The organism is Vannielia litorea, from assembly GCF_018424695.1.
Classification (GTDB): Bacteria; Pseudomonadota; Alphaproteobacteria; order Rhodobacterales; family Rhodobacteraceae; genus Vannielia; species Vannielia litorea_A.
In genome coordinates, this window is sequence record NZ_QTNQ01000107.1 from 1 (window position 1) to 11,330 (window position 11,330).

Genomic DNA, 11,330 nt, shown 5'->3' on the forward strand with positions numbered 1-11,330 from the left:
GCGCTACCTCAGGCGCCATGCGGATCGTCCAGAGCCTCTCCGATTTTCCCCCCGCGCTGCGCGGCGCCAGCCTCGCCATCGGCAATTTCGACGGGGTGCACCTTGGCCATCAGGCCGTGCTGGAGCAGGCCCGCGCCGCCGCGCCGGGCGCGCCGCTCGGCGTGCTCACCTTCGAGCCCCATCCGCGCGAGGTGTTCCAGCCCGCCGCCCCGCCCTTCCGCCTGATGAATGCCGAGGCCCGCGCGCACCGGCTGGAAAAGCTGGGCGTTGAGCTGCTGGTGGAGCTGCCCTTCGACGAGGCCTTCCGCTCGCTGACCGACGAGGCCTTCTGCCGCGAGGTGCTGGCGGAGGGCATTGGTGCCGCCCATGTGACGGTGGGCGCCGACTTTCGTTATGGCAAGGGCCGCGCGGGCGATGTGGAAAGCCTCGCCCGCGATGGCGCCGCCCTTGGCTTCGGCACCACAGTGGCCGAGCTGCGCGCCCTGCCCGGCGTCGGCGAGATCAGCTCCACCGCGATCCGCGAGGCGCTTACCGAGGGCCGTCCGCGCGAGGCCGCCGCGATGCTGGGCCACTGGCACCGCATCGAGGGCCCGGTCATCCATGGCGCAAAGCGCGGCCGCGAGCTGGGCTACCCCACCGCCAACATGGGCCTGCCCCGGCTGCATCGGCCCGCATTCGGGGTTTACGCGGTGATGGTCGACGTGCTCGACGGGCCACATGCGGGCACCCACACCGGCGTTGCCTCGCTTGGCATTCGCCCGATGTTCGAGGGGGATGCCCCGAACCTCGAAACCTTTCTGTTCGACTTCTCGGGCGATCTTTATGGCGCGCATCTCTCTGTCGGGCTTGTCGAATTCCTCCGCCCCGAAGCGAAGTTCGACGGGCTGCCTGCCCTCATCGAGCAGATGCAGCGCGACGAGGCGCGCGCGCGCAGCATTCTGGCCCGGCCATGAGGCCGCGCTTCTGGGAGCGACCGCTGGGCGAGCTGACAGGCGAGGAATGGGAGGCGCTCTGCGATGGCTGCGGAAAGTGTTGCCTGAACAAGCTGGAGGACGAAGAGAGTGGCGAGGTCGTCTTCACCCGCATCGCCTGCCGGCTTTTCGATGACACCCAATGCCGCTGCTCCAACTACGACGTACGGCTGAAGATCGTGCCGGAATGCGTGGTTCTGCGCCCCGAGACCATGCACAAGACCGCCTACTTCATGCCCGAGAGCTGCGCCTATCGGCTGCGGTACGAAGGCAAGCCCCTGCCCGCCTGGCATCCGCTCGTCACCGGCGATCCGGAGAGCACCCGCAAGGCGGGCCGGGCCGTGAAGGGGCCGACCTTTCCCGAGTTCGACATTCCCGAGGATGACTGGGAAGATTACGTGGCAGAAGAGGAAGACCTGTAATGCACTTCGCCTCCGACAACACCGGCCCCGCCCATCCCGCCGTGATGGAGGCGCTGGTGCGCGCCAACGAGGGCTATGCCATGCCTTATGGTGCCGATGCGCTCTCCGAGCAGGTTGTGGCGCAGGTGCGGGAGGTGTTCGAAGCGCCCGAGGCCGCCGTCTTTCTCGCCGCCACCGGGACCGCCGCCAACGTGCTGCTGCTGTCCACGCTGGCTGAGCCGTTCGAGACGATCTTCTGCTCGGCCTGCGCACATATCCACGAAGACGAGTGCAACGCGCCCGAGATGTTCACCGGCGGCACCAAGCTGACGCTGGTGCCCCACGAGGCCGGCAAGATCCGCCCCGAGGCGCTGGCCGCCACTATCGGCGCGGAGGGCACGCGTGGCGTGCATGGGCCAAAGCGCGGGCCGGTCTCTCTGACGCAGGCCACCGAGAAGGGCGCGGTCTACAGCCTCTCCGAACTGGCGGCGCTCACCACCGTGGCCCGCGGCTTCGGCCTTGCGACCCATATGGATGGTGCGCGCTTTGCCAATGCGGTGGCGCACCTGGGCTGTACGCCTGCGGAAGCGAGCTGGAAGGCGGGCATTGATGCGCTGTCGTTCGGCGGGACCAAGAACGGCCTGCTCGGCGTGGAAGCGATGGTGCTCTTCGACCCCGAGAAGGCCGAAGAGCTGGAATACCGCCGCAAACGCGGGGCGCAGCTCTTCTCAAAGCATCGCTACCTCGCCGCGCAGATGAGCGCCTACCTCACCAATGATCTCTGGATGGAAACCGCGAACACCGCCAATGCCGCCGCCGCCGCACTCGCGCGCGGTGTGGAGGCGGCGGGCGGACGGCTCCTGGCCCCGCAGGAGAGCAACCTGATCTTCGCCGACCTCCCCCGCGCCGCGCATCAACGGTTGAAGGCAGAAGGCGCGGAGTACCACATCTATGTGGGCGATCTTGAAGGGGACGACCCGGAGGAGATGCTCACCGCCCGTCTTGTCTGCGACTGGAACGCGAAAGAGGCCGACATAACCCGCTTTTGCGAACTCGCCGCCGGCTGACGGGCGCGGCCTGTTCATTTTCTTGCTTGAAATACTCCAGACCGACCGCAGAGCCTGCGCGCCCGGTCAGTTGGGCGTGCCGTGGAGCATCTTGATAAACTGGAGCTCCTCCACCCGGCCGGTGAGACGGGCGCGGTAGATCGGCAGGCTCTCGGTCACGCGCATCACGTAGTTGCGGGTCTCGCGGAAGGGGATCATCTCGACCCAGTCCACCACGTCGACGCCGGGATAGCGCGGATCGCCCCGGTCGCTCACCCAGTTCACCGCGCGGCCCGGCCCGGCGTTGTAGCCCACCGCCACCAGCACCGGCGCATCGCCGAAGATCTCGATCAGGCCCGCGAGGTAGGCGGTGCCGAGCTGGGCGTTATACTCCGGGTCTTCGGTCAGCTTGCCCTTGTCGTAGCGCACCTTCAGCTCGCCCGCCATGTCGCGCGCGGTGCCCGGCATCAGCTGCATCAGCCCGAGCGCCCCGGCAGGGCTGACGACCACCGGATCGAACTCGCTTTCGCGCCGGGCAATCGCCAGGGCCAATTCGTCGGGCACCGGCCAGTCGGTTTCGGCCATCTCGTGCAGCGGGTAGTAGGCGGCGGGGATCATGATGCCGTTGCGGGCCACCTTCTTGGCGATCTTCAGCGCAAGATGCACCTCGCCCCGCTCGATCATCAGCGCACCGAGGCTGCCCGCTTCCGGGCGCTCCAGCGTGCTGGCCAGATGGGTGAGGAAGCGCTCGGCTTCCGCGTCTTCCCCTTCTTCGATCATCCGCAGGCCCACCGCCAGCACCTCGGAACCTGCAAAGCTGGTGTCGGCCAGGGACGGAAATTCCTCGCGCCCCGTCAGGCTCACATCCATCGGCAGGCCCGCGGCTTCGGCGGCCAGCAGCCCGTAGTAGCTGGTTTGGTATTGCGCGCCGTAGGCATAGGCATCGCGCGCCTTTTCGGCATCGCCCAGGTCGGTGTAGGCGCGGCCCAGCCAATAGCCCGCGCGGCCAAGGCTGATTGGCGTTTCCACCGCTTCGCCGAAGCGCTCGAAGTGCCAGAGCGCCAGCTCGGGGTCTTTCAGGAAGCGCAGCGCGATGAAGCCCGCCAGCCACTCCAGATCGGCGTAATCCGAGCCGCTGGAGAGGAAGTGGCGGGCGGCGAGTGCATAGGCCTCGGGCACATTGCCGTCGCGCAACTGGCCCCGGGCATAGATGCGCCGGTAGTTTGACCAGAGCTCGGCCCGGCCCAGCGCCTCGGCAGAGCTGGAGCGCTCGACCATCAGCTCTTCGGCGCCCTCGTGCAGCCCCTTGCGCAGGCGCCAGTAGTAGCGCTCCCAGGCGAGGCCGGGATCGTCTTGCAGCGCCTCGGGCACGGCTTCGATCTTGGCATCGACCCCGGCGGCGCGGGCGCGCAGGGCCATCCGGGCCTCGGCGAGTGTCTTCCAGTCCTCGCCCACGCGGCCCATCTGGCGCAGCGCGGCGCTGCGGCTGTCGCGCCAGAGCAGATCATCGAGGCGTGCCTCGTGGTGGGGGGCGAGAATTTCGGGGTAGCGCGCCAGCAACTCGCGCTCGACATCGGCGTTCAGCGTTCGGGTGCGCCATGCCAGCACCGCCAGCGCGGCGGCGTCGCCATCTTCGCCGCGGGCGCGATGCGCCTCGACCAGCCGGAGCACGCCCATCGCGGTTTCGGGGATCTTGTCACCGAAGTAGGCCACCACCTTGGCCGGGTCTTCGCCGGTGCCGATCGAGGCCTCGCCCCGGTCATGGATATACTCCAGCGAGGGCCAGTCGGGGTGATCGCGCAGGAAGGCGATATACTCGTCGAACTCGCCGCCGCCGCCGCGCAGCTTGGCCCATTGCACGTAGCGCTCCAGCGCCGGGCCTTCGCGCTTGGCCGAAAACAGCGCCTGCCCCCAGTCGCCCCGCTCCAGCGCCCGCATGATCAGGGTGAAATCGCTGGCCTGCTTGGGCCGCGCGGGGGGCGGCTTGGCGGCGAGGGCCACACCCTCGAGCGCCTCGGCGCGCGGCAGGGGGCCCGGATCGCCGGCGTCGTCCGCCTCTGCGCTCGTGTCTGCGTCAGCCGCCGTGTCGGCGCTTTCGCCCTGGCCCTCGCCCTCCTCCTCGGACTCCATCGATGCCTCCTGCACCGTTTCCGGCGCGGGGTCGGCCGCCTGGGCCAGCGCAGGCGAAACAGCCCCGAGCAAGGCAGAGGCAAGGAGCGTCAGAACATAACGAAACATGGCTCAGGCGAACTCCGGAGCGGCAATTGGCGGTCCGCACAAGTGTAGCGTGTCATGGGGGACGGACAATACAACAACTTGGCATTGCGCCGCGCGGGCTCTATAGCTCCGCCCGGATGGGGATATGGCCGCGAAAGAGGAGGGCTCTCAGATGTTCAAGGGATCGATTCCAGCGCTGGTGACGCCTTTCAAGGACGGCGAGCTGGACCTTGAGAGCTTCGAAGCGCTGCTCGAGTGGCACATCGCCGAGGGCTCAAGCGGATTTGTGCCGGTCGGCACCACGGGCGAGAGCCCCACGCTGACCCATGCCGAGCATGACGAGGTGGTGGCCGCCTGTGTGCGCATCACGGCGGGCCGGGTGCCGGTGATTGCCGGCGCAGGCTCCAACTCCACCCGCGAGACGGTGCGTCTGGTGGAGGCCGCCAAGAGCGCGGGCGCCGATGCGGCGCTGGTGGTGACGCCCTATTACAACAAGCCGACCCAGAGCGGGCTAATCGCCCATTTCGAGGCCGCCGCCGAGGTTGGGCTTCCGATCATCATCTACAACATCCCGCCGCGCTCGGTTGTCGACATGCTGCCCGGCACCATGGCCGAACTGGCAAAGAACCCCAACATCATCGGGGTGAAGGACGCCACAGCCGATCTGGCCCGCGTGGCGATCACCCGCCAGATGTGCGGCCCAGACTTTGTCCAGCTGTCGGGCGAAGACCCGACGGCGGTGGGCTACAACGCGATGGGCGGCGTGGGCTGCATCAGCGTGACGGCCAACGTGGCTCCTCGGCTCTGCGCCGAGATGCAGGCGGCGACGCTGGCGGGTGACTACGCCAAGGCGCTGGACTACCAGGACAGGTTGATCCCGCTGCACCGGGCGATCTTTGCCGAGCCGGGGCTGTGCGGTGCGAAGTACGGCCTGTCGCTTCTGGGCAAATGCGCCGAAGACGTGCGCCGCCCCCATGTGCCCGTTTCGGATTTCGTGAAGACCCAGATCGAAGACGCGATGCGCTTTGCCGGGGTGATCAACTGATGCCGCTCCTTTGGAGCGAGACCTGAAACCGCCCCGCGACGGCGAGGAGCGGCTGGGCTATGACCCCGCCGCGCAGGCCGAGGCAGGGCTGCATTTTATCGGTGTGATCCGCTCGGACTGGCGCGAGGGCACCGCCCCGAAGAACCTGCGGCTGGCCCGCGAACAGGGCGGCGGCAACGCCCGGGTCGAGCTGAAGCCGGAGTTCGCCCCGGCGCTGAAGGGGCTGGAGCCCGGCGGGTGGATCATGCTGCTGTACTGGACCGGCGAAGCCCGGCGCGACCTGCTGGTGCAGCGCCCGCGCCACGCCGATGGCCCGCGAGGCACCTTCGCCCTGCGCTCGCCAGCGCGCCCCAACCCGGTGGCCTTGGGCTGCGTGCGGATCGAGGCGATCGAGGACGCGACAGTGCATATCGACGCCACCGATGCCTTCGACGGCACACCGGTGGTGGACATCAAGCCCTGGATCGAAACGGTGGACAGGCCACCGGAATGAAGCGGGGAAGAATTTTCCCAAAAATTCTTCCGCAGCCCGGAGCCACCACCAAGATTTTTCGCGAAAAATCTTGGAAGGCAGAAAAATCTTCCTGAAGATTTTTCCCGCGCCCGGGGCGACGACCGCTTTCCCCGGCCCGGTCTAACCCCTATATGCCCTCTCCATGGCCAAGAAAGACGACAACCCCAACTACAAGGTGATCGCCGAGAACCGGAAGGCGCGGCACGACTATGCCATCGAGGACGATCTCGAGGTGGGGATCGTGCTGGAGGGCTCGGAGGTGAAATCGCTGCGGGAGAACTCCAGCCAGATCAACGAGAGCTACGCCGCCGTCGAGGATGGCGAGCTGTGGCTGGTCAACGGCTACATTGCCCCCTACGACAAGGCGAAGACCTTCGGCCATGACGAGCGCCGCCGCCGCAAACTGCTTTGCTCCAAGAAGGAGCTGGCGCGGCTGTGGAACGACACCCAGCGCAAGGGGATGACGCTGGTGCCGCTGGTGCTCTACTTCAACCATCGCGGCATCGCGAAGATGAAGATCGGCATCGCCAAGGGCAAGAAGAACACCGACAAGCGCCAGACCGAGGCCAAGCGCGACTGGAATCGCCAGAAGCAGCGGTTGTTGAAGCAGGGCGGCTGAGGCAGGGCTCGTTGCGCGGCCGGGCTGTCGGGTTTACCATGCGTCATCGGCTCATGTCTCGGTGCCCGGATGCGACAGCTTCTGATCCCGGCCATTGCACTCGCCCTCGCGGCGACCATCGCGGGGATCACAGCGCTGCGGCTTGACGAGCCCCCCGAGGGAAGGTCCGCGCAAACCGCGCCGGGCAGGCTCGCCGTTTCACAACCCTACCGCAGCCCGCAGGCGGGGATTGCCCGTGCCATCACCGGGCAGCCGCGAGACCCGGCGCTTGTGCCTACGGAACCGGTGCTGCCTTGGGACAGCAGCGTTCTGCACAACTGGATGGAGCGCACGAGGGCCGAGCTGGAAGCGGAGATCACTGATCAGGCGGTGCTGGAGCGGGCCCGCGACCGGACGCCGAGAACCACCGAAGGCAGGCCCGGCGGGCTCTACTTTCACGCCACCTACGACGCCATCGACATGCTTTTCAGCGGTGCCGACAAAGCGACCCGGAGACATGGCTTCTACATCCTTCTGAGCACCGCGCTCGCGGGCGACGCCACCGCCTATCACAACCTCGGGGTCTACCTTGTTCTGAACCGTGACGTGCCGGGCGCCGAGCACCACTTCGCCTATTTCCGCCGCGCCGCCGACCGGGACTTCATGCCCTCCATAGTCAACACGATTGATATCCTCACGAAGGCTGCCCCTGAGGATGCTGAGACGATCGAGGCCTACCTGCGCTACGGGTTCGATCTTGACGTGGGTGCCGAGTATGGCGGGCAAGCCATTTTGCATCAGCTCCACGGTTTCTATGTCTTTGCCAACCCGGACCGTCCGGATGACGGCTACCTGGAACGCAGCATCGAACGCCATCTTGGCTTCGGCGACGTGCGGATGGCCCGTCTGACGGAGCTGCAAATGCGTGTGTTGCTGAACCGACTGCCGAAAGATCCGGCGCGGGAACTGGAGCTGGCCCAGCGGCTCGCCGGGCTGGGAGATGCCTGGGGAATGCAGATTGCCGGAAACCGTCTTGGCGATGCGCATGGTCCTGCCTTCAACAAGGATCTCGCGCGCGACTATTTCATGGCCTGCCTTCGGCTCGAGCCCGACAATGATTACTGCATGTTGAACATGGGCTCGCTCTACGCGCAGGACGAGGCGGGCCCCGCCGATTACGCGCTGGCGGTGGCGCTCTTCAACGTGAGTGCCGGTCTCGGCGGGCCGGCCGGCCCCAAGGGAGCCGGGCAATCCCGCCGCTTCATGAAGGCGCTTGGCCCCGGCGAATTGGCCACTTCGCAGCGCTACGAGCGCGCGATCCGCGAGGGCGACTTTAGCGCCCTGCCCCATGTGAAGGATGCGCGCCCGATCCCCGCTGTGGAGGAGCGGTAGCCCGGCCTTGCATCCGCGCCCGCCCCGGCGCAGCTTCGCGCCATGGATCTCGCCTTCTTCCTCCCCGCCTGTTTTGCGCTGAATCTAACCTTCGGCCCGTCGAACCTGCTCGCCCTCACCCATGGTGCGCAGACGGGTATCCGCTTTGCCTTCACCGCCGCGCTGGCGCGCATCGCCGTCTTCGCGCCGATGATCGCGGCTTCGGCGCTGGGGCTGGGGCTGCTGCTCACGGTCTCCGCCACGGCCTTCACGGCGGTGAAGATCGTTGGCGCCGCCTATCTCGTCTGGCTCGGGATCAAGCTGCTGCGCACAAAGCCCGACACCCACGCGCTAGGCCGCCCTGCTCCCAGCCTCGCCCGAGCCGCCCGCCGCGAGGCGCTGGTGGCGCTGGGCAACCCCAAGGCGATCCTGATCTTCGCGGCCTTCTTCCCGCAGTTCGTGGCGCCCGAGCGCTACTGGCAGGATTATGCCCTGCTGGGCGCGCTCTTCCTCGCGCTAGAGGGCTGCGCGGTGCTCGCCTATGCCACGGCCGGGCGCTTTGCCGCGCGGCTCGCGTCCACGCGGATGCACTGGCTGCAACGCACCTCGGGCGCCACCATGGTGCTCTTCGGCCTGCTGCTGCTTCTGGCCCGCGCGCCTGAGCGGGGTGCGGCCTAGACGCCGCCCCACTTGCCAGCCCGCGCCCTTCCGGCTAGCAACGCCTGCGACGCGAGAGGGGAGCGACCCATGGCCGACGATCCGAAGACGCTGGTTTCGACCGACTGGCTTGCCAGGCACCTGAAAGACCCGGACCTGCGGGTGCTGGATGCCTCCTGGTACCTGCCCGCGATGAACCGCGACGGGCGGGCGGAGTACGAGGCGGCTCACATCCCCGGCGCGCGGTACTTCGATATCGACGACATCTCAGACGCACGCTCGGAGCTGCCCCACATGGCGCCGCCGGTGGAGAAGTTCATGAGCCGGATGCGCGCCATGGGCGTCGGCGACGGGCACCAGGTGGTTGTTTACGACGGCGCCGGGCTGTTCTCGGCGGCCCGCGTGTGGTGGCTCTTCAAGCTGATGGGCAAGCAGGACGTGGCGGTGCTCGACGGCGGCTTCCCGAAGTGGCAAGCCGAGGAACGCCCGGTGGAAGACATGCCCCCGATCGTGCGCGACCGGCACATGACCGTGCAGCGCCAGGCCGACATGGTGAAAGACGTGACCCAGGTGGCCGCCGCCTCCAAGCTGGGCGATTGGCAAATCCTCGATGCCCGGAGCCCCGACCGCTTTGCCGGCGAGGCCCCCGAACCCCGCGAGGGCCTGCGCGCGGGCCATATCCCCGGCTCCAAGAACCTGCCCTTCGGCAACCTGTTCAAGGCCGATGGCACCATGAAGCGCGGGCAGGCGCTGCGCGAGGTGTTCGAGGATGCGGGCGTTGACCTGGCCAAGCCGGTAATCACCTCCTGCGGCTCGGGCGTGACCGCCGCAATCCTGTCGCTCGGGCTCGAGATGCTGGGCCACCCGCGCCACGCGCTCTACGATGGCAGCTGGTCGGAATGGGGCCTTTACGACGATCTCGGGATCGAAACCGGACGCTGACGCCCTGGGCGCGGTGCACGCGCCCTTGCCGCCGCCTGACGCCTGCGCCACCCTCTCAGCCCGTAGGGTGGGCACTCTGCCCACCCCCCAGGAGCCACCGCCATGCTCGAATCCATCCCGCCCCGCGAAGAAGACAAGATCCTCCGCCTGATGAAGCTCTTCGCCGAGGATCCGCGCGTGGGCAAGATCGACCTGGGCGTGGGCGTTTACCACGATGCGGAGGGACGCACGCCGATCTTTTCTGCCGTCAAGCAGGCCGAGCAGCGGCTGGTGGAGCGGCAGGAGAGCAAGGGCTATGTCGGTCTCGCGGGCGACCCGGCCTTCCACCGCGCCCTCGCCGGTCTGGTGCTGGGCGAGTTGGCAGACACCATGCCCTATGCGGCCTGCGGCACGCCGGGCGGCACGGGCGCGGTACGCCAGGGGTTTGAACTGATCAAGCTGGCGGGCAATCCGCAGCGGCGCATCTGGCTGCCCGATCCGAGCTGGATCAACCATGGCTCCATTCTCGACACGCTGGGCATTCCGCGCGCCGATTACCGCTATTACGACCCGGCCACCGGCGGTATAGACCGCGACGGGATGCTGGAAGACCTCGGGCGCGCTGCCCCGGGTGACGTGGTGCTGCTGCACGGCTGCTGCCACAACCCCACCGGCGCCGACATGAGCCTTCAGGACTGGGCCGATCTCACCCGCCTGCTCGCCGCGCGCGGCCTCACCCCCTTTGTCGACCTCGCCTACCAAGGCTTCGGCGATGGTCTGGAGGCCGATGTGGCGGGCCTGCGCGACATGGTGGCGGCGTTGCCGGAAACCATCATCACGGTTTCCGCCTCCAAGAATTTCGGCCTGTACCGCGAGCGCGTCGGCTGCGTGCTGGCGCCCTGCGCCGACGGACGGGCGCGTGACATGACCCACGCCGCTCTCGCGTGGCTGAACCGGCAGAACTACGCCTTCCCGCCTGACCACGGCGCACGGGTGGTGACGGAGATCCTCACCGATCCGGGCCTGCGCGCCGACTGGCAGGCCGAACTCGACGGGATGCGCGCCCGGATGAAGGACAACCGCGTTGCACTGGCCGCTGAATTGCGCCGGCTCACCGGCTCCGACCGCTTTGGCTTCTTGCAGGCGCACAAAGGCATGTTCACCGTACTGGGCCTCGGCCCCGAGCAGGTGACGACCCTGCGCGCGGAGCATGGCCTCTACATGGTGGAAGACAGCCGCATCAATCTCGCCGGACTGACCGACGCCACCATCCCGCTCGCCGCCGAGGCCATCGCCGCGGTGCTGTAAACCCGCTTTGGAGCGCTCCGCTGACGACAGAGCGGATGCGAAGTATCTGCGGAGTCGGGGTCGCCTGACACAGCAAGGAACGGCGGGGCACATCGGGTCATAGGGAATCGCCGCGGGGCCCCGCCAGCGGGGATACGGCTATTCCCTTTTATGCGGGGCGCGCCATCGGCCATGCCAGGGTGATGCGATGAAAGGCTTCAGGGCAGGTTTCCCGCTTTGCTGACTCACGAACTGACTCAACGCCCGCCAGAAGCGCGGGCCGGGCCTGGCCCGGCGGGGAG

At 67.8% G+C, this 11,330-nt stretch carries 11 protein-coding genes; 10 read left to right on the plus strand and 1 reads right to left on the minus strand.

Annotated features, from left to right (window positions below):
* Positions 1–17: 17 nt before the first annotated feature.
* From DYI42_RS21420 to DYI42_RS21430, 3 genes are read left to right on the plus strand one after another with little or no spacing between them, the layout of a single operon-like run.
* Positions 18–953, plus strand: coding sequence for a bifunctional riboflavin kinase/FAD synthetase (locus tag DYI42_RS21420; RefSeq protein WP_213548846.1), 936 nt, complete (start codon positions 18–20; stop codon positions 951–953).
* Entirely contained in the window at positions 950–1,393 is a 444-nt protein-coding gene (locus tag DYI42_RS21425; RefSeq protein WP_213548826.1) for a YcgN family cysteine cluster protein, read from the plus strand. Before DYI42_RS21420 ends, DYI42_RS21425 begins: the two co-directional genes overlap by 4 nt.
* Entirely contained in the window at positions 1,393–2,439 is a 1,047-nt protein-coding gene (locus DYI42_RS21430) for a threonine aldolase family protein (RefSeq protein WP_213548828.1), read from the plus strand. Before DYI42_RS21425 ends, DYI42_RS21430 begins: the two co-directional genes overlap by 1 nt.
* A gap of 66 nt (positions 2,440–2,505) precedes the next feature.
* Here DYI42_RS21430 and DYI42_RS21435 read toward each other — a convergent pair whose 3' ends face one another.
* Positions 2,506–4,656, minus strand: coding sequence for a lytic transglycosylase domain-containing protein (locus DYI42_RS21435; RefSeq protein WP_213548830.1), 2,151 nt, complete (start codon positions 4,654–4,656; stop codon positions 2,506–2,508).
* A 151-nt stretch (positions 4,657–4,807) separates the two neighbouring features.
* Here DYI42_RS21435 and dapA point away from each other — a divergent pair, with 151 nt between their 5' ends.
* From dapA to DYI42_RS21470, 7 genes are all read left to right on the plus strand, one after another.
* Complete coding sequence (gene dapA, locus DYI42_RS21440; protein ID WP_213548832.1) at positions 4,808–5,680, plus strand: 4-hydroxy-tetrahydrodipicolinate synthase; 873 nt, start codon at positions 4,808–4,810, stop codon at positions 5,678–5,680.
* A gap of 10 nt (positions 5,681–5,690) precedes the next feature.
* Positions 5,691–6,173, plus strand: a complete 483-nt coding sequence (tsaA, locus tag DYI42_RS21445) for a tRNA (N6-threonylcarbamoyladenosine(37)-N6)-methyltransferase TrmO (RefSeq protein WP_213548834.1) — start codon at positions 5,691–5,693, stop codon at positions 6,171–6,173.
* Positions 6,174–6,336: 163 nt separating this feature from the next.
* Entirely contained in the window at positions 6,337–6,813 is a 477-nt protein-coding gene (smpB, locus tag DYI42_RS21450; protein ID WP_213548836.1) for an SsrA-binding protein SmpB, read from the plus strand.
* Positions 6,814–6,882: 69 nt separating this feature from the next.
* On the plus strand, positions 6,883–8,184 hold the full coding sequence (locus DYI42_RS21455; protein WP_213548838.1) for a hypothetical protein: 1,302 nt from the start codon (positions 6,883–6,885) through the stop codon (positions 8,182–8,184).
* 42 nt (positions 8,185–8,226) lie between these two features.
* Positions 8,227–8,841: a LysE family translocator gene (locus tag DYI42_RS21460; protein WP_213548840.1), complete on the plus strand. Its 615-nt coding sequence runs from the start codon at positions 8,227–8,229 to the stop codon at positions 8,839–8,841.
* Between the two features lie 69 nt (positions 8,842–8,910).
* Positions 8,911–9,762, plus strand: a complete 852-nt coding sequence (gene sseA / locus DYI42_RS21465) for a 3-mercaptopyruvate sulfurtransferase (RefSeq protein WP_213548842.1) — start codon at positions 8,911–8,913, stop codon at positions 9,760–9,762.
* A gap of 102 nt (positions 9,763–9,864) precedes the next feature.
* Positions 9,865–11,049: an amino acid aminotransferase gene (locus DYI42_RS21470; RefSeq protein WP_213548844.1), complete on the plus strand. Its 1,185-nt coding sequence runs from the start codon at positions 9,865–9,867 to the stop codon at positions 11,047–11,049.
* Positions 11,050–11,330 lie beyond the last annotated feature (281 nt).